The sequence below is a fragment of the Anaerolinea thermolimosa genome, from assembly GCF_001050195.2.
Classification (GTDB): Bacteria; Chloroflexota; Anaerolineae; order Anaerolineales; family Anaerolineaceae; genus Anaerolinea; species Anaerolinea thermolimosa.
In genome coordinates, this window is record NZ_DF967966.1 from 20,118 (window position 1) to 45,708 (window position 25,591).

Here is a 25,591-nt window from a genome sequence, read left to right on the forward strand (position 1 = left end):
GTGGGGGTAGGGATAAAAAGCGGCGGGGTGGCCGGCACCACCACCTGGTTGACGTAAAGCGCCGCACCCACCAGCAACACCAGCACCACCAGGCGGAAAGGGTTGGCGCGCCGGCGGCGGCGGTTCATGCTCCATTTACTTCCACTTAAATACATATTTTCATCTTAACGGAGAACCCCGGCAGCGTCAAGAGAAGCTCACCCCGGCTGACGGCTTTCTCATCCCCGCTTAATTCCATTCCATTGTACAATCAAACCATGCGCTTCGATGTTTTTACCCTCTTTCCCAATCTGATCCATCCTTACCTTTCCGAAAGCATCCTTCAGCGCGCCCGCGAACGCGGCCTGCTGGAGGTATTTGTTCACGATATCCGTGCCTATACCACCGATAAACACCACATCACCGATGAACCTCCTTATGGCGGAGGCGGTGGGATGGTGATGAAATGTGAGCCCATTTTCAACGCCATCGAAAGTGTGCTCGGTGCACCGCCATCCTGCCCGGTCATCCTGCTCACCCCGCAGGGACGCACCTTCACCCAGCAGGTGGCCCAGGAACTGGCCCGTGAACCGCACCTGGCTCTGCTCTGCGGGCGTTACGAAGGGGTGGATGAGCGCGTGCGCGAACACCTGGTGAGTGATCAGATCTCGGTGGGCGATTACGTCCTCACCGGCGGTGAACTCCCCGCCCTCATCCTTATCGATGCGATCACCCGCCTGCTCCCCGGCGCCCTGGGCGACCCGGACGGCGCCACAGACGACTCCTACGCTTCTGGCCTGCTTGAATACCCTCACTACACCCGCCCGGCAGAATTCAGAGGCTGGAAGGTGCCCGAAGTGCTCCTTTCGGGCAACCATGCGCAGATCGCCCGCTGGCGGCGCGAACAGGCCCTTCTGCGCACCCTGCTCAAACGCCCCGATCTGCTCCAGCGCGCCGACCTGAGCGAGCAGGATAAAAAAATCCTCAAGAAGCTTTCGGAAAACCCCGAAGAAAACTTCCCCTCCTGATCTTCACCCCCTTCTTCCAGAGTGCTTTTGATCTTCGAGACCCATCTTCTCTGCGAGGCCCCCATGAAATTCAGCTTTTCCAAAACTTTCCTCCTTGGCTTCGGTTTTTTTGGTGTGAGCGTGATCTGGATGGTCTACAACGCCTTCGTCCCACTTTTCCTTGCCAACCGCTTCCACATTGAACCCTGGCTGATCGGCCTGTTCATGACCTTTGACAACATCGCCGCCCTGTTCATCCAGCCACCCGTGGGGGCATGGTCCGACCGTCTGCGCACTCCAATCGGGCGGCGCATGCCGTTCATTCTCATCGGGGCACCCATCGGAGCGATCGCCTTCGGCTTCATTCCGCTGGCCGCCGTTCTGCCGCTCTTTGTGGCCTGCACCAGCACCCTGCTCCTCAGCATGGCTTTCTGGCGCACCCCGGTAGTGGCCCTGATGCCCGATATTACTCCCTCAGCCTATCGTTCGCAGGCGAACGGCATTATTAACTTTATGGGCGGTGTGGGAGCCATCATCGCCACCCTGGGCGGCGGGGCACTCTACAAGCTCAACCCGGCTTATCCCTTCTGGATGGGTTCCATTCTGGTGATCGTGGCCACCCTGCTTCTATTCCTCTTCATCCGGGAACCCCGGGAATACGAAATTACCTCCAGCGAGCGCCCGGCTTTATTCCGCAGCCTCAAAGAAGTGGTCAAAGACCCGGATAAGAGCGCCTTCCGCATTCTCCTGGCGATCTTCTTCTGGTTCGTCGCCTACAATGCCATCGAGGCCTTCTTCACCCTCTACGCACAGAATCATCTCGGCCTGCCCGGTGGTGACGGTGCCCGTCTGCTGGGGCAGCTTTCGCTGATTTTTGTGCTCTTTGCGCTTCCAGCGGGATACATCGGGGGCAGCTGGGGGCGGCGGCGCACGATCATCACCGGCATCCTTCTCCTCTCGGCCTGCATGTTACTCATGTTCCTGCTGCCTGCGCCAACCCTCCTCATCCAGGTGACCCGGCTGCCCGTGCTGGGGGTGGTGCCGATCATCGGCGTGATTCTCATGATTGCGGGGGCAAGCTGGGCACTGATCAACGTCAACTCCCTCCCCATGGTCGTCGACATGACCGACAACCTGCGCGTGGGCACCTACACCGGCCTGTATTACCTCTTTTCCACGCTGGCGGCCATTGTCGGACCCAATATCAATGGATGGATCATCCAGCTCACCGGCAAGGATTACAACCGGGTGATGCTGGTTGGACCCATCTTCATGTTCATCGCCCTGCTGATGATGATCGGTGTTCGCCGGGGCGAGGTTCAGGGAGACTGACGCACCCGCCCCGGGCAGAGAGGGCTTTCACCGCCCGTACGAACCGGTAATGTAGCCCTCCAGATCGTGAATCTTGTGCAGCTGGTCATCGATGACCCAGCGCACCACATCACCGATAGAAACCAGCCCCACCAGGCGCCCCTCTTCCAGCACCGGCAGGTGGCGGATGCGTTTCTCGGTCATAAGCTTCATGCAGTCATCCAGAGACTGGCGTGGGGTCACTGTGATTACCTCTCGCACCATCAGCTCATGCACAGGCAGATCGAGCGGGCAGACCCCTTTGCGTGCAATCATGCGCACTACATCGCGCTCGGAGAGGATGCCTGCGATTTTCTCCCCATCGGTCACCAGCAATGCCCCCACGTTCTTTTCCGCCAGCCGTTGCAGGGCTTCGAGCAGGGGGGTGTCGGGGCTCACCGTCCACACGTTGTGCCCTTTTTCCTTCAAAATATCGCTGACCAGATACATACTTACCTCCTGAACCCTCACCTGAACAGGAACGCTGATTTCATTATAGCAAAATAAAGATTAATATCATAACTTTTGTCATATTGTGAAAATTATCACAAAATCACCAGAAAACAAAAAGCCCCCGGTTGTCTGCGGGGGCTAAACATTCCCTGAAGGACCTCACGGGCCTTTTTGCAGTGAACGGACGTAGTTTACTACATCCCAGCGCATTTCTGGCGTGGGCAGGTTTTCTTTCAAAGAGGGCATTTTCCCCACCCCGTTCGTAATGGTCATAAAAATTTCACCATCCGAAAGGGTGAGCGGACGTCCTTCCAGCAGGCTGGGGGGTTTCTTCTCCACCAGGAAAGCCGCAAACGGCCCGTTGCCCTTGCCAGTTGCCCCGTGGCAAATAACGCAGTTGATCTCAAACTGGGTCTTTCCGCGCTCCAGAGAGGCGGCATCGGCGGGCACCGGGTTGGGGGGTGCGCCCAGTTCAGGGATATACGCCGCCCCCTGGATGGGCACCGATCGGGCTGGAAGCGGCAGAGGGGCTTCCTGAGCGATGAAGGACGGCTGGATCTCCATGAAGCTGATCCACTCGATCTTGATAATATCGTACGTAAACAGCAGGCCGATCAGCAGGGGGGTCACTGCCAGCCCCAGCACGATGAGCAGACGTTTCAGAACAGCCATAACTTTTTTGCCTCCGCACCATGAATGATCTCCGCACCCAGGCCAGTCAGAGCCTCATGCAGGCGAGGGTCGAGTTCCGGCGGGGCCCAGAAGAGCACACCGATATGTCCATCGGTAATGCGTGGGTCGTACCCCTGTGGGCCAAAGGAAGGGGAGATCATCTCCACAAACACCCCCAGAAACGTACTGATGAGCAACCCCAGCATGGTGAGCTCAAAAAAGACCACAAACGAGGTCGGCAGGGTCTGATACGCCATACCCCCCACGCGGATGGGGTAGAGCAGCGGGGTTCCGAAATTGAAAAACAATGCGGTGAGAAACCCCATCAGAGCTCCGGCGATGCCGATGATGGAAATCCGCGTCCAGGCCATGGGGCGCCCGAGCATCTTTTCGGAAAAGGGCGTGCCCGAAATGACCGTCATATCGCGGTCGGTAATCCCCATCCCGCGCAGGGTTTCCAGAGCCTCTGCGGCCTGGTCAAGCGCGTCTTCGGGGAACAATGCCAGGTGTATGATCCGTCTGGACATATCGCCCTCCTCACTCCAGCTCCGATACCGAAGGCACCACCGTCTTTCCCACTTTGACCACCTTGTGCGCTTCCTGCCCCTCACGCACCTCCCACACCGGCACCAGCGGGATCAACCGCGAGGCCAGCAGATAGAGCAAAATAAAGAGGCAGAGCGTCCCAAAGGCAATGCTGATCTCCGGCAGGCGGGGGGAATATTCTCCCCAGTCGAAGGGGAAACGCTGATGGCCCAGAGTCATCGGAATGATGGTGTACCGTTCGAAATACATGCCCACATTGATGAGCACGGTGATGATAAACATGGCCCACGGGGTGCGGCGGATTTTGCGACTCCACAGCGTGAGCCACGGAATCACCACATTGAAAAACAACATACAATACCACACCCACGCCGTCGGCCCGGTGGCATGGAGCGTAAGGATGCGGCGCGTGACCTCATACCCCCCGTACCAGCTCACCAGGTAGTCGTTGAAGAAGAAGTAAGCCCAGGCCATGGAGAACACCAGCACCAGTTTTCCCAGGGCATCGAGGTGCTCGGGACGGATGAAGTAATCCATGTGTTTGAGGGTGGCGCGCAATATCACGAGGATGGTAATCACCGCCGACACACCGGAGAGGATGGCGCCGATGATGAAGTAGGGGCCGAAAATCGTGGAATTCCACCCGCCAACCTGCCCCACAGCGAAGTCCCAGGAGACGATGGTATGCACCGAGAACATCACCGGGATGATGGCAAAGGCGAAGATGTTAATCGCCTTACGCAAACGGAACCACTCCGCCTCGGTGCCGCGCCATCCCAGCGCCAGGGCTTTATAAACGGCGTGGCGCCAGCCCTGCGTTCGGTCGCGCGCCATGGCCAGGTCTGGCAGAAGGGGCAAATAGAGGTAAATGGTGCTGGAAAGAAGGTAGGTGGTGATGGCCAGAAAATCCCATACCAGCGGAGAGCGGAAGTTCGGCCACAACCAGCGCGCATTGGGATAAGGGATCATCCAGTAGAAGACCCACACCCGGCCGAGGTGAATGAGCGGGTAAAGCGCACCAGCGGCCAGGCCAAAGGTGGTCATCAATTCGGCGGCGCGGGTGAACGGGCGGCGAAATTCTGCCTTAAAGACGCGCAAAATGGCCGAGACGAAGGTACCCGCGTGGCTGATGCCGATCCAGAACACGAAGGTGACGATGAACACCCCCCAGTAAATCGGTTTGCGAATGCCTGCGATGCCGATGCCGGTGAAAATCATATATCCCCACATACCTACCAGGCAAACCAGTACGAGGGCGGTAAGCACGCCCACGGCCACCCAGTAGCGCGGCGAGGTACTGTACATGGATTCCATCACCATGCGATTCAGTTCCTCACGCGGGCGCGGGTCGAACATCAATTGTTCACGCAGGGCTTCCTCTTCTTCCCGTGCGGGCTGGTTCAGAGCCGGTGAGACAGGTTGCGTTTCAACCGCCATAATAACCGCCTCCCTTCAGATAAGTCACTTTGGGCTGGGTACCCAGCTCTTCAAGCAGGGTGGTTCCGCGCTGACTGCGGGCCGCTTTGCTCACCCGGCTTTCGGGGTCACTCAGATCTCCGAAGATAATGGCATCTGCCGGGCAGGCCTGTGCACAGGCGGGGATGACCTCACCATCCTGCAGGGTGCGCCCCGCGGCTTTGGCCTGTTCCTGGCCGGCACGGATGCGCTGAACGCAGAAGGTACATTTTTCCATCACCCCGCGCCGCCGCACGGTGACGTTAGGGTTAAGGTAATAATTCATGGGCGCGGGAATCTGATAGGTATAGTCGTACCAGTTGAAACTGCGCGCGGTGTAGGGGCAGTTGTTGGCACAGTAGCGCGTTCCAATACAGCGGTTGTACACCTGAAGATTGATCTGCTCCTCTTCACTGTGAACGGTTGCAAAGACGGGGCAAACCGGCTCGCAGGGCGCGCGCCCGCACTGCTGGCACATCACCGGCTGGTAAGCAGGCGACACCTCCGGGTACTCCCCCTCCCAGGTACGCTGGACACGAATCCAGAACATGTTGCGCCCGTAACCGGCTTCTTCCTCTCCTACCCAGGGAATGTTATTTTCCATCGCACAGGCGGTGACACAGGCATTGCAGCCGGTGCACAGGTCTAAATCTACCACCATTCCCCAGCGTTCTCTGGTTTCCTGTTGTTCAGCCATGGTTTCAACTCCTTTGGTTTCCAAGTACCGTTAATGTTCACCGTACACGCCCGCCCGGCTCTCCAGGCGCGAAAGGGGGCGCCGCCGCCCGGTGGGCGACAGAGTCACAAGCACATCTCCGTAAGCCAGATCGCCCGCCTCGTTGAGCTGTGCCCCCAGCAAAACTGCCGGGTTGGCACCCCGCCCTTCTGCCCAGCGCCCCAGGGCCGTGTGCCCCTGACCGAAGGGAATGGCCACGGTATCGGGCCGGATCGCCGGGAAGAGATACACCACGGCTTCGATGGAGCCCGATGGCGAAGTAACCCGAACCACATCATCATCCTTGAGGCCCAGCTTCTCGGCCAGCTGAGGGTGCACTTCAACCCAGGTGTTCCACATCACCGTGGTTGAGGGCGAGGGTGTTTCTTGCAACCACGGGCGGTTAGCCCCGCTGCCGTCTCCCAGGTGGGTGGGATAAGTGATCAAACGGAATTGCCCTTCAGGAGCCGCCGCCCCCTGAGCCATCTCCACCTGCAGGTCAGGCTGGTTGGTGGGAGTCGTCAGACCGGCCTGCTGGGTCCACCAGCCGCCAGCCTGCAGGTAACGCGCCCAGAAGGTGGCAATTTCGGTAGCTTCTACCGTCACCCCCGGTTCATTGAGCAGGGTGGCCAGCTTGCTCTGCAGGAAGGTTACCTCGTCATTGTACGGGAGCTTACCGGCTGAAAGAAGCACATCAGCCGTGGCCCGAGTATCGTAGAGAGGAACAACCACCGGCTGGAGGCTGGAAAAAATCATCCGATCTGACCCGGCCAGGGTGCGCTGATACCCCCACGATTCAAGCGGGGTATGATCGGGGAGTACGTAATCGCTCTGAAGGGCGGTTTCATCAGGGAAGGAAGCAAAAGAGATGACGCGCGGAACGTTGGCCAGCGCCTCCGTAAAGCCCAGCGCAGGGGGCAATTCAAAAACGGGGTTGGCGCCGTGGATGAAGAGAGTCTCCACCTTTCCAGCGCGCATCTGTTCGATGAGCGCCTGCACATCTCTCAACGAGCCAGAATCCGGGCGGGAAGGACTGAGGAAGATACCGCCGGGGCGCCCCATGTTTCCTGCGGCCAGGTTGAGCAGGAGGATGTTCCGCGCCGCCACCAGCCCACCGGCGTGAGCCAGAGCCTGCCCGCCGGGGAGAAACAGAGGGTGCTCCGCACGGGCGATGCGGTCGGCAAGCTGTTCCAGCCTTTCCATAGAAATTCCTGCCGCGGCAGCGCTGGCCTCCACATCCACCTGACCTGCGCCCAGGGGCACCTTCCACCCCCTGCTCTGAAGCAGGCTTCCCAGCGCCAGCGCCACCTGACCTTCGGTGCCCGGCGGCACCGGCAGCCATTCATCCGCCACACCTGAAGTGAGCGAGCGGCGCGCTTCAAAAGAGATGAGATACCCGCGTTTCTTTCCATCCGTGCGGCGGAACTGGCTGAAGCCGCGGGTATACGCCACCGGAGAAAGCCAGGTCTCCAGGAAGTTGGCTCCAAATGAGACCACCACATCGGCACCGGCCAGGTCGAAGTAGGGGAAGCGCGCCTCGCCGAACACCTGTCGTACGGCTTCCACCAGGGTAGCGCGCGCTTCGAACATTCCCAGGGCACCAAAACGCACCGGCGGGGGAGCGCCAATGGCCTGAGTGAGCTCAAGCACCAGGTCATAGAGATGATCAGGCGCCAGCCCCAGATAAAAAGCCACCCCCGCCCCCGCACCGTTCAGCGCCTCGCGGACCACACCCAGCGCCGTGTCCCAGTCCAGCGGCTCCAGAGTCGGGTTGCCGCGGCGGGCACGTTTACCCGGGCGCTGGATGCGGTCGGGGTTATACAGGCCCTGCACACCGGTTAAACCGCGTGAGCAGAGTTTCCCGTGGTTGACCGGATGGGCAGGGTTGCCTTCGGCTTTGATCGCCCGCCCCTCAAAGGTGCGCATGATCAGGCCGCAGCCAGCCGGGCACTCGATGCAGGTGGTGGCAAAATAGGTGCTTTCACCTAAAACGGCATATTCGGGCATTTCATAGTAGGGGCGGCGCGTCACATAGCGCGCTGCCGGGCCACAACCCGTCAGCACGGCAGCAGCGGCGCTCAGTCCGCTCAATTTGAGAAAGTTTCGCCGAGAAATCGTATCGCTCATGCAAACGTCCTTGTCTAGCGGATCAATAATGGCAGAGGGAACAATCCGAGAGGCGCGTCCACTTCTCCGGAGCCTGCTTTGCGTGGCAGGAGAGGCACCAGCCCATGTTCTGGCGCGGAATCGGCTGCGCCACCGTGACCTTCTTCATATCGCCGTGGCAGGTTTCACAGGCTACCCCGGCGGCCACGTGCGGGCGATGGTTGAAGTGAACGAACTCCGGTTGAATGAAAACCGGCACCCAGGGAATGCCCTCGCCCTTTTCCACGTAGGCCACCAGTTTTTGAAGCTCTGGAGATGTTTTGGTTTTGGCCACCTGTTGATGACACCCCCAGCACTTTTGCGTGGAAGGCAGGCCAGCCACCGGCCCCCACTGGGCCCCTGGATGACAGTACAGGCATGGGATGCCCGCCCCCACATGAAAGTTGTGCGGGAACTGAATGGGCTGTTGAGGGACGGTCTGGGTCAGGTAAATACCTCCCACAGCGCCCCCCAGCAGGATCAAAACGATCAGTCCGGCAGTCACCCGCACCCAGGGACGCAGCCACCATGGCAATGTTTTTTTCATGGACGGGTTCCTTTCTTTGGTCAAAGTCGCGATGCGTTGCGTCTGAAAATCCACCAAGGCGCGGAGCTACTCATCCTTTTTTGCCACTTCCGCGCACAAGCCAAACAATGACGAAGAGCACACCCACCAGGAAGACCCCCAGCACCACAGCAAAACCCAACCCGGTGGCCACCGCTCCGAGCGCAGTGAGGATGCCCGTCAGGAAGCTGGTTGCCGGGCCGCCGGGCCGCGCCTGGGTTTCGGCCGGGAGCTCACCCAGCGCCCCACCCTGCTGTTCAGTGACCAGGCCACTGGGCAGGCTCTGAGCATAGAGAAGCACATCCCGCCCGTCCTGCGGCGTCCAGCCGAGGTCAAAACCCACCACCATGTCGGTTCCGGGGGTGCCAAAGCGCGTCTTGTGCAGAAAACGCCACGGGTCCACCACCGCCAGCGTTCCAAGGGTGGCATCGCGCCCCTCGAAACGAAAGGCAATTTTCGCTCCATCCGCGCCATGACAACGAGCACACTGGTCATTGTAAAGCTGGCTCCCATGCCCGGCATTTCCACCCTTCACCCGCAGGGTTTGCAGATCAATGTACTGAGTGTCATCGATGAGCGCGCTCTTGAGAAAAACCGCCAGGTCATTCAGGCTGGCATCATCGAGATAGGCGGAGAAATTATGCTCGGGGTCAGCGCTCCCTTTAAGGATAGCCACCAGTTCTTCGGCGCTCTTGCTCTGGGCCGCGGCATACACTCCCGGAAAGCCCGTGTATCGCCCGCTTCCCTGCCGGTAGGCCCCGTCTTTTCCCTGGTAATCCCACCCATGGCAGGAAACACACCGCCAGGTCTCTTCTCCACTGCGTGTGTTGGTGGTTTGCCGCCCCCAGATGGGCATGTTTCCCGAAGGGGGGGTAACGCCCAGGGTTGCGTACCAGTTGTCGTAGAGTTTGGCCCCACGGGTGATGCTTCCCTGTTCCTGGGCCAAGCGCCCTGCCAGCACCGGCCTGATGAACCCGGCCAGCACCACCAGCACTGCCAAACCCGCCGACAGGCCCCAGATGATCAGACTCCTGTGTTTCATGGGCAGTCTCCTCTCTCCAGGCTCAAGCCTTGCGTTTGGGAAAAAATTACCCCATCTTTTGTAAATTATATCCAACATTAACCTTTTCTAAACATCCAGTTCAGGGGTGATCTTCGGGTGATTACCCCGGATGATCCACCAGACACCAAAAGGGGCGACTCTTCCCCGCAGGGCCGCGCCCAAATATAGAAAAGGCCATCCCATCCGTTGCAAGCAGGTGAGCACCCTCCCCACCCGGTGCGCGATGGGGTTGATCAGGTTCGACATGGCCTGGTTTCTCCTTGATCAAAGGGGTTGCACCCTTCTATAATTACAGAGCCATTCAAGTTATTCGCCGCTTTCATAATCCATCTTTTCATGCATGAGGAATCCCTTCGATGAGTGCATTATTATCCGGTAAAGTTGCCGTCATCACCGGCTCAAGCCGCGGACTGGGCCTGAGCATGGCTCAACGTTTTGCGCGCGAAGGCGCTGCGGTGGTCATCTCTTCTCGCGGACAACAGGCCTGCCAGCAAGCCGCCGAAGACCTCTCCCGCCAGGGATATGCCGCGGCCGCCTGCGCCTGTGATGTGGCTGACCCTCAACAGGTAGAAGCCCTGGCCGATTTCGCCGTGCGAACCTTCGGCAGGCTGGATATCTGGGTCAACAACGCCGCTCTTTCCTGTGCGTACGGGCCTACCCTGGCCATTGACCCCCGTGAGTTTGAGCGGGTGACCCGCACCAATATTCTCGGCACTTACTACGGTTCTATGACGGCCCTGCGCCGCTTCACCGCGCAGGGTTCAGGTAAACTGATCAACCTCGTGGGGCGGGGCGCCGATCGCCCGGCTCCTTTCCAAAATGCCTACGCCTCGAGCAAAATCTGGGTGGTGTGGTTCACCCGCGCCCTGGTGGAAGAAACCCGCAACCGCGGAGTTGAGGTTCATCTCCTTAACCCCGGGCTGATGTTCACCGATCTGGTCGGTGAGGTGCAGGCGGTTGAGGGTTTTGAGGACAAACTCAGGCCTTTCGAGACGGTGCTCCGTATGTGGGGGCGCCCACCTGAGCTGGCGGCAGAAAAGGCACTCTGGCTGGCCTCTGCCGCCACCGATGGCCGCACCGGGCAATACATCAACGTGCTCACCCCGGGGGTGATCCTCAGCGGCCTGTTCCGCGAGGGCCTGCGGCGGTTGTTCAGACGCCCTCAACCCGGGGTTGATATTCACATCACCACCGTTCCTGAATTCAACGGGAAACAACCCCATTAATCGGTTATCATACCTTTATGATCTATGAGATTGAACTCACCACGCTGACCTACGGCGGCGAAGCCCTGGGACGATTGCCCGACGGGCGTGCCGTGTTTGTACCTTTTGCCCTGCCGGGAGAACGTGTTCGGGTGGAACTGGTGGAAGATAAACGCGGTTACGCGCGCGGCAGGCTGGTTGAGGTGCTCCGTCCGGCTCCCGGGCGCATTGCCCCGCGTTGTGCCCACTTTACTGCCTGCGGCGGATGCCATTACCAGCACCTCTCTTATGCCGATCAGCTGGAGGCCAAAACCAGCATCCTGAAAGACCAGCTGGAACGCATTGCGGGGATAACCAACCCGCCCATGCGGCCCATTGTGCCTTCAGCCAGCCCCTGGTACTATCGAAACACCGTTCAGTTTCACCTCGACCCGCAGGGGAAACTGGGGTTTCAGGCCGTGGATGGAAAGACGGTTGTGGCGATCAGGGAATGCCACCTCCCTGAGGAACCCCTCAATGAGCTCTGGCCACAGCTCGATTTCGAGCCGCTCCCTGGCCTGGAACGCATTGCCCTGCGGCTGGATGCGCGTGGCGAAGTACTGGTGACGCTGGAAAGCACGACCCCCGAAGCTCCTGCCCTGAGCGTGGAAGAACTGCCGGTTTCGGTGGTCTTCCTCAGCCCCGAAGGCCCCACTGTACTGGCCGGCGAGGCCTTCGCCGTGCTGGAGGTGCTCAGGCGTCCCTTCCGCGTCTCAGCCGGGTCTTTCTTCCAGGTCAATACCGCCATGGCCGGGGCGATGGTGACCCATCTGCTCGAAACGTTGCCCCTGAAAGACGGGCAGACCATCCTCGATCTCTACTGCGGGGTGGGCCTGTTCAGTGCGTTTCTCGCTCCGCGCGCAGGGCGGCTGATCGCCGTGGAGTCGGCCCCCTCTGCCTGCGAAGACTTCATCTTCAACCTGGATGAATTCGATCATGTAGAGCTCTACCAGGGAGAAGCCGGGGTGGTGTTGCCCTCTCTGGAGGTACAACCCCAGATCGCCATCGTCGACCCGCCGCGCGCCGGATTGGAGAGGCCCGCCCTCGACGCCCTCCTGCGGTTGCGACCCGACGTGCTGGCCTACGTCTCCTGTGACCCGGCCACCCTGGCCCGCGATTGCAAGCGTCTGCTCTCCGGCGGGTATGCCCTGCAACAGGTGACCCCTTTCGATCTCTTTCCACAAACTTACCATGTGGAGAGTGTGGTATTGATGACAAATGTAAAAAACAAGTGAGCGCCTGAAAAACGGCTTCAATTCAGGGTTTTCCCGTGATTTGCCGCCCGCGGGAAATTTGCTTTTTGGCGACGGAGATGCCGGGAAGCCCTGTATTTTTATGTGTTTGATTATTCAAGGAAACACATCTACAGTCTTTGGGAGCGGCTCTCGGCGGGCGGGGTTGTGTAGACGAAAAAGACGGCGGTTGATTGTTTGCGGGAACATGTCTACTGTTATTTTAATTTATATGAGGTTTATGAATTATCAAGGCATGATTAAATGAATATTAAAGAACCGTATCATAAGTAGTCGATTTTATAATAGTCAAGACTTAACAAGGTTAAAATTGAATTAGACAATTGCATGAATTATTATGTGATTCATACAAATGTATGCTTTTAAAAAAGGTGGTATTTGCATGTATACTTGTTTTATATCATATGGTTTGTAACAACCTGAGAGATCCCCTCCTGATAAAGTTATTCTTAAAAACTTTAAATAAAAGGAGGATATGACTGTGAAGAAAATATTAGCAAATAAAGAATTATACGATTCCTTGATTAATGAAGTAAACGAAAAGTTTGAAGGATGGGATTTTATATATTTGGAATCAACCAAAAGAATGCAAGAGTTCCCACTGAGTTGGAATTATAGAAATAAAGTGAAGACTAGAATGTTCGGAACATCTTCGTTATTAGATATGGGAACAGGTGGCGGAGAGTTTTTATCTTCATTAAGTCCATTACCTGAATATACTTGTGCCACGGAGGGATATGAGCCCAATATAGTCATTGCAAGGAAAAGACTAGAACCTCTGGGTGTAAAAGTATATAAAGTTGATGATGATGAATCCTTGCCATTTAGCGCTGAAACTTTTGATTTAATAATAAACAGGCATGAATCTTATTTTGCGCGGGAAGTAGAAAGGATTCTCAAAAAACAAGGAACTTTTATAACTCAGCAGGTTGGCGGCTTAAATGATAAGGAAATCAATGAACTTTTAGGTGCCCCTAAGAGTCAGTATTATAACTGGAATTTAGAAACTGCAGTTAGAGAGTTAAGTGAGGCTGGATTAAAAGTAACTGAGCAAAAGGAAGATATAGTTAAAACGAGATTTTATGATATTGGAGCCATTGTATTTTATTTAAAAGCAATACCGTGGCAGGTACCGGATTTTACAGTAGAAAAATATTTTGAAAGACTTAAAGAAATTAATAATCTAATCCAAAAAGAAGGATATATCGACTTTACGTGTCACAGGTTTTTTATTATAGCAAATAAACAATAATAATTTTTAATACCCTGACTTTTATTTATATCAGGATTTCCCAAGGCAATTGAGCTTCTGGAGAATGGATTGGAGGATTCTCTGGCTTTCTATGCGTTTCCGGATCTGGACGCTCGCAAAATCTCTTCCACCAACATGCTGGAACGGCTGAATAAAGAAATCCGCCGCAGAACCAGCGTTGTCGGAATCTTTCCGAATCCGGATTCATACCTGCGGCTGGTGACGACATACCTCATGGAATATGCCGAGGACTGGTCCGCCTCACGCGCGTATCTCAGTCCTCAAGCTCTTCAGGCACCATCTTAGAGTCGCAATGTCATTTACACTGCCGCATGGCAACAAAACAGAAATTTATTTATCGATAATTAGTTTCATTGCATAATGGGATGATTGTGCATACGCCTTATAAATTATGCTTCTGAATTTATTAGATAGGCGAAGTTAAAATATACTACCCATCCGCCCTTACACCCGTTTCCCTACGCATATCGAGACGGTAGTATTGATGTCAAGAGTGGAAAAGCAGATGTAAAAAAGCCTTTTAAGGCAATGCTTTTACCACACATGGTAATAAAAACCACCAGTCGAAAACGAGATTTTTTCACTTTGAGGGAATAAGTCCATTATGGCAGTCTTTGATAGTTAAGTGGTCAGTTTAGATGTCAGTGCCCCGCGAATATACAGGTTAGATGTCAGTCTTTGTGAGTGGTCGATTTGGATATTTTTCGGATTTGACAGGGGTTGTGTGGTCGGGTTGGATATTAGTATAATGCTGTGTTCATGATTAAAGCGATAAATCGGAATTTGTCTTTTTATTAGATAAATAGATGATGCCGAGAATAATTTGCAAGACTTTAGTTCTTCCTCGGCAACATATCAAACATCATACCACGACTAAAAAATTCGAATGTTAATAAGCGTTGCTTGTGGCAACGGGCAGTTCTTCATAATAATAGTGCTAACGACTGAAAGAAATGAGGTTATCCACAATGTTAAAAGAAAACATTAAAGCAATCAGAAAATCAAAAGGACTTTCGCAAGAAGAACTTGCTATAAAGTTGAATGTGGTGCGACAAACAATCTCTAAATGGGAGCAAGGACTGTCAGTTCCTGATTCGGAGATGCTAATTTCCTTATCGGAAGTGCTTGAAACACCCGTAAGCACTTTGCTTGGGGAAACTGTTATGGAGTCGAAAGTTGATGATTTAAAAGCGATTTCCGAAAAACTGGAAATTATAAACTTACAGCTTGCACAGAGAAAGACCACGCGAAGAAAAATACTTCATTGGCTACTTATCTCATTGTGCACGGTCATAATAATAATTTCTGCGGTCTTAATAGCATTAAACAGTCCTTACTTAGCCTGGAGTTATAGTGACCCTGAAACTGCCGTTGCCGGAGCAGCTTTTCACGCATTTGAATGGCTGTTTGTCAGATTAGCACCGATTATACTTATTGGGGCAATCGTTGGAATTTTTTTGACACGGAAGAAAGTATAAAACGGCTCTACTTTTGGGATACCGCTCAAAATCTTGATAACGATGAAGTTGACAGCAACCTCATGATATCGACGACGGAATCCTTGGCTCAGGCTGAAAATGAAAGCCGAAGCGGTAATATTCTGATCTTATGAGTAATACCGAAAGAGGCCGACTGGCCGAATTTATAGTAGCCATGGCGCCTGGTATTACAGAGGGTATTAGCACATCATGGGATCAATATGATTTGCTTTCCAAAGAAGGCATTCGTATAGAAGTCAAGACTTCTGCATATCTTCAGTCCTGGAACCAACAGAATTTGTCAAAAATTAGCTTTAGTATTCAGCCTACCTACGGCTGGAATAGCATTACAAACGAATATGATGCAGAACAAAAGCGCCAGTCCGACGTCTATGTGTTTTGCGTCCTGAAACATATAGATCAGGCGACCCTTAATCCGCTTGATCTGTCCCGGTGGGAATTTTATGTCTTGTCAACAGCTGTTTTGAATAAAACTGTGCCGGGGCAAAAAACGATCTTGCTTAACAAGCTTTTCAATATTGGAGTCAAAAAGTGCGAATATGCTGCATTGAATAAAACTATTAAGCATGAGGCAGCGCATTAATGGATATTAACTCAATCAGACTTCCTCCCCCATCTGTGAAGCATGAGGCAGAGTTTTTTAAGGTTCGAGCGTCTCTTTGCGCGCTATGATAAACCTTAAACCGTGCGCTTCGCCGCCTTCTTTGCCCCCTCGAACCGACCCTTAACCGTGCCTTCCGGGAGGTTGCGATGATTACCGAGAAAGCTGAAACCGAAGCGAAGGAACTGACCCTCCAATTGCTCCAGCGCCTTTTCAACGGCGCGCCCGAACTCAACGTCCGCCTGTGGGATGGTACTTTCTGGCCCGACTCTACCCCTCACCGCGTAACACTGGTGCTCAACCACCCGGGGGCGCTGCGCGCCATGCTCCTGCCCGGTACCGAAGTTGGTCTGGTTGAAGCCTACCTTTACAATGACATCGACCTCGAAGGTGAGATCGAGAGCGTTTACGGAGCGGCTGAGCAGCTTGCCGCCCAGACCGATAACTGGAAGAAGAAACTCGGCGTGGCCCGCGACCTGTTGCGCCTGCCCGACCAGCAAAACCCCCGTATTTCTCGCCGCGGCCCGGCCAGGTTGAGCGGGAAGCCTCATTCCATCGAACGCGACCGTCAGGCCATTGCCTACCATTACAACGTCTCCAACGACTTTTACGCTCTCTTCCTCGGGAAGCGCATGGTGTATTCCTGCGCGTATTTCCGCACCCCGGAAGACGACCTGGATACCGCGCAGGAGCAAAAATTGGAACACATCTGCCGGAAACTGGGCCTCAAAGCCGGGCAGCGCTTGCTGGATATCGGTTGCGGCTGGGGCGGGCTGGTGATCTACGCGGCTGAGCGCTACGGGGTCGATGCCACGGGCATCACTCTGAGCCAGCCCCAGGCCGAGCTGGCCAGCCAGCGCATTGCTGAAGCCGGGCTCGAGGGACGTGCCCGTGTGCTCCTTAAAGATTATCGCGAGGTAAACGACTTCGGCGCTTACGACCGGCTGGTGAGCGTGGGAATGTTCGAACATGTGGGTGAGGCACTGTTACCGGTGTACTTTGAACGCGCCTGGCGACTGCTTAAGCCGGGCGGGTTGTTCCTCAACCATGGCATCGCCCGACGGGCTGTGGCCCGCGGGTGGGACCCACAGTCGTTCAGCAACGCCTACGTTTTCCCGGATGGAGAGTTATTGCCCATTTCTCATACCCTGCGTGTGGCAGAGGAGAGCGGCTTTGAAGTCCGTGACGTAGAGAGCCTGCGCGAACATTACGCCATGACCCTGCGCCACTGGGTGCACAACCTCGAAAGCCATCACGACCGGGCCATCCAGTTTGTAGATGAACCCACCTACCGCGTCTGGCGGGTATTTATGTCGGGCTCAGCCCACGGCTTTGCCAGCGGACGACTGAATGTGTATCAGAGTCTGCTGGTAAAGCCAGACGAGCACGGCGCGAGCGGCCTGCCGCTCACCCGCGAGGCCTGGTATCGGGCTTGAATCGACGTATGACTCTCACACCTGGCAGGCCGGGCAGATGAAACTGCTCGTACTGCCGGTTTTTATTTTCTGGATCGAAGTACCACAGCGGGGGCAGGGTTGCCCCTCACGATACCCCACGATGACCCTCTCAAAGGTGAAACCGCCCTTCTTCCCGTCCAGATCCACTTCATAAAAGGCTCCGCCCAGCTCAAGGCTGGGGCGCAGGCCATCCTGAATGGCGCGATAAAGGCGCTGAAGGTCGGGCAGGGTAAGGGTATCGATCTTCCGCAGAGGGTGAAGGCCAGCCAGCCAGAGAATATCATGAATGTAGGCATTCCCAATACCGGCGATTTTACTCTGGTCGAGCAAAAAATCTTTCACCCTCCCCCGCGCCCCGTTCATGCGCTGGATAAAAGCTTCCTCACTCAACGCCAGTGCGTTGGGGCCAAGCTTCCCCAGCAAGGGGTGCTGTTCCAGCCCATCTTCAGGGGCGTAATGAGCGTAGCCAAACCACCAGAAGTTTACCGAGAGACAGGTGTTATCGGAAAAATCAAAAATCAGGCGGCGTTTGGCCGGCAGGCTGGCGCGGGTGACGAGCAGAATTTCTCCCCCCATGCCTAAATTAAGCAACAGCCAGCCGCGATCCGTGTGGATTACAATCCATTTGCCACGGTAGTGAGCCGGGCCGATCCGCGCCCCGATCAGTGCGGCTTTAAAGGCTTCCTCGGGTAAATTCAGGCATCTGGGTTGCGCTACTTCGATATCTACAATCTGCTTTCCGGGCAGGCGCTCATGAATCTGCCGGGTGAGGTTGGCAATTTCGGGTAGTTCGGGCATGGCAGATCAACCTCGTAAAGCGTCAAGGGTATCTTTGAGCTGAGGGGCCATCTGAAAAAACGCGCGAATGGTTTCGCAATCGTAATCGGGGCACTGCGCGCAGTGCTCCACCCCGTGTTCGATGGCACACGCCCGCACCGGGCAGGCCGGGCAGTACCCCCCAAGCCGCCCGCTGGTCGAAGTACAACCATCACAGGTGACGGTCATGATATTGAAATCCGGGTTGTTGTATTCCACCCGCCATTGCGCCGCAATGCGCTCCTTCCAGGCCGGGTCATCCGCCTGAGTTGCCTGGTAGGCTTCACAGGTGGCGCAGTCGAGCCCACAGTAAGCCCGTAAAATGGTCATGGCTCCCTCCTCTGAAGCAGACAACAAAAGAAAAATATTGCATCAATTATAGAACTTATGTTCAAAATAATCAAGTGGTTTTGGGGCGTTCTTCCCTGCTGTTGATATAATCGTGGTTATGGTGAGATGTGGGCAGCGCTCTTTTCTCTTTTGCTTCTTGATTTGGCTTTTGACCTCCTGCCAGCCCCTGCCCGGGCAACCCGCTCCTCCTGCCCGGGCCGATCTTCCCACCCCTGTTGAGGCAACCTTCACTTCTGCTCCAACCCTTACCCCGCAACCCACCATTCCACAGCCCACCCCCCAGCCCACTCCCATTCCCACCACAGTGTACGCCGGGCCAGCCGGATGCCTGACCGCCGCAGAACAAACCGGGCGGTCAACAGCGGAGATGCTTGCCTACGCCGACCAGCTCCTTGGATGGAAACAGCCTCTCGCGCGCCGCCTGCTTCCGCGTGCCCGAAATGCGCTGACGGGAGCATACGTCCTCACCGGAGAGGATGTGCTGGCATTGTCTACAGCCGATATTCAAAACCGCTACCTGATTCAAGACGCACTCAACGCCCTGCACGTGGCCGGTTTCGTGGCCTGGTTGCGGAAAGATGAGAAACTCGGCGAGCACATCCTGGCTGTTCCTCTGCGGCCTGGGGTTCTGGATAGCCCCTGGAGCGAGTATGTGCGCGCCTACTTTGCCAGCAGTGACACTTTCCCCGAAGACAATGCTCTGGTAATGGGCACGCTCAGGCTCACTCCCTGTGAATGGATGGTGCAGGCCGGGCTGGCACCCCGCCTGCCTGCCGGAACGCTGGAAGAGGCCGACTGGTCTCAGCCCGATTTCGCCACCGCGGCGCTGGCTTACCTGGCGCCCGCCCCTGCCGAAGCCGACGCGGTAGCGCATCGCATCGGCTGGCTTGATGGGCGCACCGAGTCGCCAGCGCTCATGTGCGGCCCGCTGGCCTGGGCCATCCTCAACGATGCCCGGGCTTTCCCGCCAGGATACGGGGGCTGGGTGGGCACCCCCAAATCTTTCTGGTTGCCCAAACCCAGCGAAAATGGCCGCCCCTGGTCACTTTTCCCACCTGATACGTACACCCTCCGTCACTTTGACCAGCCTCTGGGCACCTTCGACCTGCATACCTTTCCCCTGGAAGTCGGAGACCTGTTATATACCTATTCAGGCAGTAACGGGTTCGATCATGTGCTGATCGTCAGTGAACGCGATGCCCGGGGTAATCGTTTTGCTGTCACCAACCTGGTTCAGGTGGAACCGGTGAAGCAGGTGACCATCCAGCGGGTGTTGCTTTATAACGATCAGGACCCCACTGCGGGCATCCTGCGGAACGCCTGGGCGCGCGATCTGGTCAACGGGCGCACCGGCGATAAAGCGTTCGAGGTCTTCCGCTGGAACTGGCGAGAGAAAGATCTCCGCCAGCAGGCGGCGCAGTACCGCGTCAAGCCCGGAGACACACTTCCCCTCGTGGCTGCGCGCTGGCATACTCCCCCTGAGGCCATCGTATCAGCCAACCGGCTCGATCCTTCCCTCCCCTTAAAAATAGGGCAGGAACTGACGATCCCGCCCAACCCTTGATTCCTCTCCCGGGCGGCACGATCAACCGGTGTTGCGCAAACCGGCGGCAATACCGTTGATGGTCACCATGATCACCTCACGCAACGCCCGCGCTTCTTCGCTTTCACCTTCGGGCAGGGCACGCAAACGGCGCAGCATTTCAACCTGAATATAGTTCAACGGGTCAACGTAGGGGTTGCGCAGGCGAATAGAACGTTGCAATACCGGCTCGGCCTGCATCAGTTCACTTTCGCCTTTGATGGCCATCACCCAGTGAGAGGCGCGGCGGTATTCGTCCTGGATATCGGAAAAAATGCGTTCCGCCAGGGTGCGGTCAGGAACGAGGTCAGCATAAAGCGAGGCAATGGGCATATCAGCCTTGGTCAGAGATAGCTCGGCATTGTCCAGCAAATTTCGGAAAAACGGCCAGCAGGCATACCATTCCTGAAGCATGGCGAGCGCCCCCGGCTGAGCCTGCAAAAGCGCCTCCAGGCCTGCCCCCAGCCCGTACCAACCCGGCAGGTTAAAGCGGCTCTGCATCCAGGAAAACACCCAGGGAATGGCGCGAATGCGGCTCACATGCACCACCCCCGGCTGACGTGAAGCCGGACGTGAGCCAATGGGCATAAGCTTAATTTCTTCCAGCGGAGTGGCGGCCTTCCAGAATTCCAGAAAGCCGGGCGTCTCGTATACCAGCCGACGGTAGGCCGCTTGAGAGGCAGTACTCATCTGCTCCATGGCCATCCGCCAGGCTTCCGGAATAGTCCGGGGTGAGACCTGCTTCTCGCGCGGGATGGAATGCGTCGATTCCCCCTTGCAGGGAATTTCGGCAGAGGCCACCAGAACCGCCCCGACGATCTGTTCCAGGTTGCGAAGTGCCAGCGGAATGCTGGAATAACGCGAAGTAAGCACTTCACCCTGCTCAGTAAGGCGGTAGCGCCCTGCCACCGAACCCCCGGGCTGAGCCAGAATGGAGCGGTTGGTCGGGCCGCCGCCGCGCGCCACCGTCCCCCCGCGCCCGTGAAAAAGCGTCAGTTGCACACCAAACGTATGACACACCTGCACAATGCGTTCCTGGGCACGGTAAATGGCCCAGTTCGACATCAAAAATCCCCCATCTTTGTTGCTGTCGGAATATCCCACCATGACCATCTGTCCATCGGGGCAGGTGGCGAGGTGCGCCCGGTAAACCGGCAGGCGGAACAATTCTTCCATCATCAGGGGGGCATTTTCTAAGGCGCGAATAGTCTCAAAGAGAGGCACGATCTGTAATCCCTCCGCACAACCCGTCCAGCGGGCCATGAGCAACACCCCCAGCACATCGGCGGTACACTGCGCCATGGAGATGATGAATGGACCAAAAAGATCTGCGCCATAAATGGAACGTGCGCGGGCGATAAGGCGAAAGAGCGCCCAGGTTTCGGCAGCCTCCGGTGAGACACCGGGATTGAGCGAAAGGGGTGGGGCGGGCTGGTCGAGGAGGCGCAATAAAAGATCGCGCCGCGAGCGATCATCGAGCTGTTCGTAGAAGGGTTCAATGGCCAGAGCACGCAGCACTTCACCCAGTGATGCATTTAAACGGGTGGCGTCTTCACGCAGGTCAAGCCGGGCGCCATGCAGGCCGAACATCTCCAGCTGCCGCCGCGCCCTCAGCAAAGGTCCTTCGGCGATGGCCCGGGGAAAAACCTCCGCCATCGCTTCCAGCGGTGCGAGGAGTTCTTCAAGGTTGACCTTTGCCGAATGCGGCTCCTGAGAGAGCAAGCGTGCGGCCATGTCGTCCTGCGAGGCCTCGGCCAGGTCAGCGGCCAGGGTGGCCAGGATCAAGCGATACGGCTCTGCCGGATAACGCTGGCGGATCATGGCAAGGTGTGGAGAAAAGTTCTGACGGCGCTCTAACCAGCTGCGGAGCAGGGGCGAGAGAGGTATATGCCGATCACTCACACTTAACCGCCGCGAGAGTTCCTGAAAGGTCTGACGGTGGGTTTCAATGGCCAGGCCCCGGTGCAAGCGGAGCGTTTCAGCGGTGACCCGGGCGGTGACATTAGGGTTGCCATCCCGGTCACCCCCGATCCAGGAAGCCAGGCGTAACCAGCGAGCGGGGGGCTTCAGACCGGGGTAGTGCCGATCGAGGGCTTTTTGCAGCATTTCATGGATACGGGGCAGAGCCGTCCAGAAAACCTGGCCGATGAAATACAGTGTAGTGCGCACCTCATCGGTGACAGCGGGCTGGCTGGTACGGGCGCGGTCGGTGAGCCAGAGCGCACTGATTTCGAAGTGAAGCTCCGCCATCAGGTTCTCTTGCTCTTCAGGGAGGAGACGGGTTTGGGCCAGAGCTTCGAGGATGGCGGCCACGCGTTGAATTTTCGAAAGGATGGTACGCCGCCGCGCCTCGGTGGGATGAGCTGTCAGCACCAGTTCTACCTGCAATTTCGAGAGCACTTCAGCCATTTGCTCTGGCAAAACCCCCTGAGCTTTAAGGTACCGAATGGCCTCCTCAATCGAGTCATGCACCGGAAGTGGGGCTTTCTCCATGGCTTCTCGACGCAGGCGTTCCAGCCGCTGGTTATCTTCAGCCACATTGACCAGATCAAAATAGAGAGCAAAGGCACCGGCTACCTCACCCGCTCTGTCAACCGGAAGCGAAGCAATGGTCTGGGCCAGTTCGCGCCCGGCGCCCCCGGCCTGAGGGGAAGCCTCACTGCGCCAGGCTTTGGCCAGTGCCCGGATGCGCTCCTCGGTATCATAAAGCTCCGGCGACTCCAGTTCCAAAAGCACGCGACCGAGGACGTTTCCCAGCAGGCGAATGGTATCAGCCAGTTCCATGCTCTAAATATAGCATTCTTTTCTTTCAATGGGGAGAGATTTTATACAATTTACCGAATTAATCCATATTCGGCCTTCTACCCCATCGCCAGAGACCCATTCCGGTCAATCGTGACATTCATGCCCCCGATTTGATGACAATCGGCCAGCCGCATCCGTTGACTCACCCCTTGCCTTTGTAGTATCCTACACTCAGCAAGTCGGGCAATCATTCAGGATTGGTTGATCCATTTTTATCAAGGAGTGTGCTATGGCATACGTAATTTCGAAAGATGAGTGCATTCAGTGCGGCGCCTGCGAAAGCGAGTGCCCCGAGGGAGCCATTTCGCTGGAGGGTGAATATTACGTCATCGATCCGGCCAAGTGCCAGGATTGTGGTTCCTGCGCTGAAGTATGCCCCACGGGCAGTATCTCCAAAGCCTGATTTCTCCTGCGGAAGTCGCCCGGAGCCCCCACTCAGGGGGCTCCTTTTTTTCTGGCGTGCAGGGGGGAATCGTTCAGGCGTTTCTTCGGTATAATCGGACGTATGGACACAGAATTACCCGAAAGCTCTCTACCGGCAGGAGTTCCATCTGAGACAACTGCCAAACCCCGGCGCAGCCTGCGCTGGCTTTACTGGTTGCCCCTTGCCTTTGGGCTTGGAATGGTATTAAGTTATGTGCTTTTCTCACTCCCGTTGCGGAAGCAGGTCAACAGCCTGCGCATTCAACTGGCTTCAGCACAGGCCGCACTTGAAGAGCAAGGAGCCGCCCCCCAGCAGGTCAAACGCTACGATGTACCCCTGGATAACGACCCCATTTACGGCCCGGCCAATGCACCCATTACCATCATCGAATTCAGCGACTACGAATGTCCCTTCTGCCGTAAATGGCATAATGAGGTCTGGCCGCGCATCAAAACAGAGTATGGAGACAAGGTACGCCTGGTTTACCGCGATTTTCCTCTCTACGGCCTGCATGCAAATGCCGAGTCAGCGGCGCTGGCGGCCAACTGCGCCGGTGAGCAGGGAAAGTACTGGGAATACAACGATGCCCTGTTCGCTACCACCGAGCGCTTCAGCCGCGATACTTATGAACTGCTCGCCGCTCAACTCAGCCTTGATGTTGCCTCCTTCAAAACCTGCATGGACGAAGAACGCTACCAGAACGAAATTCAGGCCGATTACCAGTATGCCGCAGAGCTGGGGATCAGTTCTACCCCCACCTTTTTCATCAACGGTCTGGCGCTGGTCGGTGCACAGCCGTACGAAGTCTTCAAACAGGTTATCGACATGGAACTGAACGGGGAAATCCCAAAATAAGCAGGGAAAAGCAGGATGAAACGTTACATCACCGTGGCTGGAAACATTGGAGTGGGTAAATCTACCCTGGTTCAGTTGTTGTGTCAGAAGCTGGGCTGGCAACCTTTTTACGAGCCGGAATCCCGGAACCCCTACCTGGCCGACTTTTATCAGAACATGGCCGCCTGGGGTTTTCATTCACAGGTATTCTTCCTGGCCAACCGCCTGCAAATTCACCGTCAGATCATCCGCTGTGCCGAATCGGTCATTCAAGACCGCAGCATCTACGAAGACGCAGAAATTTTTGCCGCAAACCTTCACCAGCAGGGACTGATTGACGCACGTGACTGGGAGACTTACCGCGCCCTATACCACGGATTGATTGAATTTCTCCCCCCGCCCGACCTGGTCATCTACCTGCGGGCCACCCCTGAGACCCTGCTTGAACGGATTGCCCGGCGCAACCGTGATTATGAACGGGGCATCAGCCGGGCCTACCTCGAGAGTCTGAACGAGTTATATGAGCGGTGGATCGAGAACTTCACCCTTTGCCCGGTGCTCACCGTGCCCGCCGATCAATTAAATTACGTTGCGCGCCCCATGCACCTGGAGCTGGTGGCGCGCAAAATCCATGAAAAACTGGCGGGCAAAGACGTGGTCATCTTTGCCCCCGATGAAATCGCTCAGATTTAGGTTCAAACATCCATATATCAGCGTGGCTCAACCACCAGCTTGATGGCGGTACGCACCTTCCCTTCAATTTCTACATCTACAAACTCCGGTACGGCAACGATGGGAATTCCATCCTCTGCCAGGTACCCTTTTGCCAGCACCAGCGCCTTAATGGCCTGGTTCACTGCACCTGCGCCGATCGCCTGCACTTCAGCACGTTTGTGCTCCCGAACCACACCGGCAATCGCCCCCGCCACGGCTGCAGTGCGGGAATTTGCTTTGACCTTGATCACGTCCATTGCAATGGTTCTCCTTCCTTGAAATCGATGACGCGCGCGAAGCTATTTTCATGCCAAGGGGGCATTACGCCTGCATTCTGATTGTAACGAAAAGCTATTCGAGATTCAAGAGATAATCTATATCAAATGGATACAATTTGGCCATGAGAAGATTCCAGACTGAGCTGGCAGGCTTTTCCCTTATCCATGCTCATTAATCAATGATAAGGATGGATTCGTATTAACAGTAGGGGCTGGGGATATGTGGATAACTCGTAAATCTGGCTTTAAAAACGCCAGATATGGGGGATACTCCCCCTTAACCACCGGTATCCGGGGTTTGAAGAGGCCTTTTTTATCCACAGGGCGTTTGGGATAGTTCGGAAATAAGTTATCCACATTTTCCACAGGGTTTTCCGCACAGAAAAGATATGGCGCGGTGTGAAAATACCCCCCCAGATCTGGGGGGGTGGGCTGGAAAGGCCGGATGAGTTTTCGGACAAAATTTCTGGACTTATCCACATTCAAAGGGGGTTATCCACAGTTTTCCTC

The 25,591-nt window shown here is 56.1% G+C and carries 25 protein-coding genes and 1 pseudogene; 13 read left to right on the top strand and 13 right to left on the bottom strand.

Features of this window, described 5'->3' with window-relative positions; genetic code table 11:
• The first annotated feature begins 257 nt into the window (after positions 1–257).
• Entirely contained in the window at positions 258–1,007 is a 750-nt protein-coding gene (gene trmD / locus ATHL_RS15545; RefSeq protein ID WP_062195729.1) for a tRNA (guanosine(37)-N1)-methyltransferase TrmD, read from the top strand.
• Between the two features lie 63 nt (positions 1,008–1,070).
• Complete coding sequence (locus ATHL_RS15550; RefSeq protein ID WP_062195730.1) at positions 1,071–2,318, top strand: SLC45 family MFS transporter; 1,248 nt, start codon at positions 1,071–1,073, stop codon at positions 2,316–2,318.
• A 27-nt stretch (positions 2,319–2,345) separates the two neighbouring features.
• Here the strand turns inward: ATHL_RS15550 and ATHL_RS15555 are convergent, their stop codons facing one another.
• The 9 genes from ATHL_RS15555 to ATHL_RS15595 form a co-directional block, all read right to left on the bottom strand.
• Positions 2,346–2,786 carry a CBS domain-containing protein gene (locus ATHL_RS15555; protein ID WP_062195731.1) on the bottom strand — a complete coding sequence of 147 codons (441 nt, stop codon included), beginning with the start codon at positions 2,784–2,786 and terminating at the stop codon, positions 2,346–2,348.
• 162 nt (positions 2,787–2,948) lie between these two features.
• Complete coding sequence (locus ATHL_RS15560; protein WP_062195733.1) at positions 2,949–3,461, bottom strand: c-type cytochrome; 513 nt, start codon at positions 3,459–3,461, stop codon at positions 2,949–2,951.
• Positions 3,449–3,988 carry a quinol:electron acceptor oxidoreductase subunit ActD gene (locus tag ATHL_RS15565; protein ID WP_062195734.1) on the bottom strand — a complete coding sequence of 180 codons (540 nt, stop codon included), beginning with the start codon at positions 3,986–3,988 and terminating at the stop codon, positions 3,449–3,451. Before ATHL_RS15565 ends, ATHL_RS15560 begins: the two co-directional genes overlap by 13 nt.
• 10 nt (positions 3,989–3,998) lie before the next feature.
• Complete coding sequence (gene nrfD, locus ATHL_RS15570) at positions 3,999–5,444, bottom strand: NrfD/PsrC family molybdoenzyme membrane anchor subunit (protein WP_062195736.1); 1,446 nt, start codon at positions 5,442–5,444, stop codon at positions 3,999–4,001.
• Entirely contained in the window at positions 5,434–6,159 is a 726-nt protein-coding gene (locus ATHL_RS15575; RefSeq protein WP_062195737.1) for a 4Fe-4S dicluster domain-containing protein, read from the bottom strand. Before ATHL_RS15575 ends, nrfD begins: the two co-directional genes overlap by 11 nt.
• A gap of 30 nt (positions 6,160–6,189) precedes the next feature.
• Positions 6,190–8,304, bottom strand: a complete 2,115-nt coding sequence (locus ATHL_RS15580; protein ID WP_062195739.1) for a molybdopterin dinucleotide binding domain-containing protein — start codon at positions 8,302–8,304, stop codon at positions 6,190–6,192.
• Between the two features lie 22 nt (positions 8,305–8,326).
• Positions 8,327–8,869: a cytochrome c3 family protein gene (locus ATHL_RS15585; protein ID WP_062195741.1), complete on the bottom strand. Its 543-nt coding sequence runs from the start codon at positions 8,867–8,869 to the stop codon at positions 8,327–8,329.
• Between the two features lie 70 nt (positions 8,870–8,939).
• Complete coding sequence (locus ATHL_RS15590; protein ID WP_062195742.1) at positions 8,940–9,929, bottom strand: c-type cytochrome; 990 nt, start codon at positions 9,927–9,929, stop codon at positions 8,940–8,942.
• Positions 9,930–10,016: 87 nt separating this feature from the next.
• Positions 10,017–10,196, bottom strand: coding sequence for a hypothetical protein (locus tag ATHL_RS15595; protein WP_062195744.1), 180 nt, complete (start codon positions 10,194–10,196; stop codon positions 10,017–10,019).
• A 110-nt stretch (positions 10,197–10,306) separates the two neighbouring features.
• On the opposite strand from ATHL_RS15595, the gene ATHL_RS15600 reads away from it, so the two are divergent.
• The 7 genes and pseudogenes from ATHL_RS15600 (at position 10,307) to ATHL_RS15635 (ending at position 17,256) form a co-directional block, all read left to right on the top strand.
• The gene (locus tag ATHL_RS15600; protein WP_062195746.1) at positions 10,307–11,176 is read left to right on the top strand and encodes an SDR family NAD(P)-dependent oxidoreductase; all 870 of its coding nucleotides are present in this window, start codon (positions 10,307–10,309) and stop codon (positions 11,174–11,176) included.
• A 17-nt stretch (positions 11,177–11,193) separates the two neighbouring features.
• Positions 11,194–12,429 carry a class I SAM-dependent RNA methyltransferase gene (locus ATHL_RS15605; RefSeq protein ID WP_062195747.1) on the top strand — a complete coding sequence of 412 codons (1,236 nt, stop codon included), beginning with the start codon at positions 11,194–11,196 and terminating at the stop codon, positions 12,427–12,429.
• 493 nt (positions 12,430–12,922) lie between these two features.
• Complete coding sequence (locus ATHL_RS15610; RefSeq protein ID WP_062195750.1) at positions 12,923–13,699, top strand: class I SAM-dependent methyltransferase; 777 nt, start codon at positions 12,923–12,925, stop codon at positions 13,697–13,699.
• A gap of 24 nt (positions 13,700–13,723) precedes the next feature.
• A pseudogene (locus ATHL_RS15615) lies at positions 13,724–14,005 on the top strand (transposase); the annotation flags it as partial.
• A gap of 683 nt (positions 14,006–14,688) precedes the next feature.
• Entirely contained in the window at positions 14,689–15,198 is a 510-nt protein-coding gene (locus tag ATHL_RS15620) for a helix-turn-helix domain-containing protein (RefSeq protein ID WP_062195754.1), read from the top strand.
• 130 nt (positions 15,199–15,328) lie between these two features.
• Entirely contained in the window at positions 15,329–15,802 is a 474-nt protein-coding gene (locus ATHL_RS15630) for a hypothetical protein (RefSeq protein WP_201798010.1), read from the top strand.
• Between the two features lie 167 nt (positions 15,803–15,969).
• Positions 15,970–17,256: an SAM-dependent methyltransferase gene (locus ATHL_RS15635; RefSeq protein WP_062195755.1), complete on the top strand. Its 1,287-nt coding sequence runs from the start codon at positions 15,970–15,972 to the stop codon at positions 17,254–17,256.
• Positions 17,257–17,271: 15 nt separating this feature from the next.
• Here ATHL_RS15635 and ATHL_RS15640 read toward each other — a convergent pair whose 3' ends face one another.
• Both ATHL_RS15640 and ATHL_RS15645 read right to left on the bottom strand, forming a co-directional pair.
• Positions 17,272–18,075, bottom strand: a complete 804-nt coding sequence (locus ATHL_RS15640) for an Fpg/Nei family DNA glycosylase (protein WP_062195757.1) — start codon at positions 18,073–18,075, stop codon at positions 17,272–17,274.
• A gap of 6 nt (positions 18,076–18,081) precedes the next feature.
• Positions 18,082–18,423, bottom strand: a complete 342-nt coding sequence (locus ATHL_RS15645) for a DUF3795 domain-containing protein (protein WP_062195760.1) — start codon at positions 18,421–18,423, stop codon at positions 18,082–18,084.
• 169 nt (positions 18,424–18,592) lie between these two features.
• Between ATHL_RS15645 and ATHL_RS19535 the strand changes: the two genes are divergently transcribed.
• Positions 18,593–20,008, top strand: coding sequence for a LysM peptidoglycan-binding domain-containing protein (locus ATHL_RS19535; protein WP_162787762.1), 1,416 nt, complete (start codon positions 18,593–18,595; stop codon positions 20,006–20,008).
• Between the two features lie 21 nt (positions 20,009–20,029).
• Here ATHL_RS19535 and ppc read toward each other — a convergent pair whose 3' ends face one another.
• On the bottom strand, positions 20,030–22,810 hold the full coding sequence (ppc, locus tag ATHL_RS15655; RefSeq protein ID WP_062195763.1) for a phosphoenolpyruvate carboxylase: 2,781 nt from the start codon (positions 22,808–22,810) through the stop codon (positions 20,030–20,032).
• Between the two features lie 250 nt (positions 22,811–23,060).
• Between ppc and ATHL_RS15660 the strand changes: the two genes are divergently transcribed.
• The 3 genes from ATHL_RS15660 to ATHL_RS15670 all read left to right on the top strand — a co-directional run bounded on the left by ATHL_RS15660 (position 23,061) and on the right by ATHL_RS15670 (position 24,782).
• The gene (locus ATHL_RS15660) at positions 23,061–23,234 is read left to right on the top strand and encodes a DUF362 domain-containing protein (protein WP_062195765.1); all 174 of its coding nucleotides are present in this window, start codon (positions 23,061–23,063) and stop codon (positions 23,232–23,234) included.
• Positions 23,235–23,336: 102 nt separating this feature from the next.
• On the top strand, positions 23,337–24,110 hold the full coding sequence (locus ATHL_RS15665) for a DsbA family protein (RefSeq protein WP_062195767.1): 774 nt from the start codon (positions 23,337–23,339) through the stop codon (positions 24,108–24,110).
• 15 nt (positions 24,111–24,125) lie between these two features.
• Positions 24,126–24,782, top strand: coding sequence for a deoxynucleoside kinase (locus tag ATHL_RS15670; protein WP_062195768.1), 657 nt, complete (start codon positions 24,126–24,128; stop codon positions 24,780–24,782).
• A 17-nt stretch (positions 24,783–24,799) separates the two neighbouring features.
• On the opposite strand, the gene ATHL_RS15675 is transcribed toward ATHL_RS15670, so the two are convergent.
• Positions 24,800–25,060, bottom strand: a complete 261-nt coding sequence (locus ATHL_RS15675; RefSeq protein ID WP_062195770.1) for a stage V sporulation protein S — start codon at positions 25,058–25,060, stop codon at positions 24,800–24,802.
• Between the last annotated feature and the right edge of the window lie 531 nt (positions 25,061–25,591).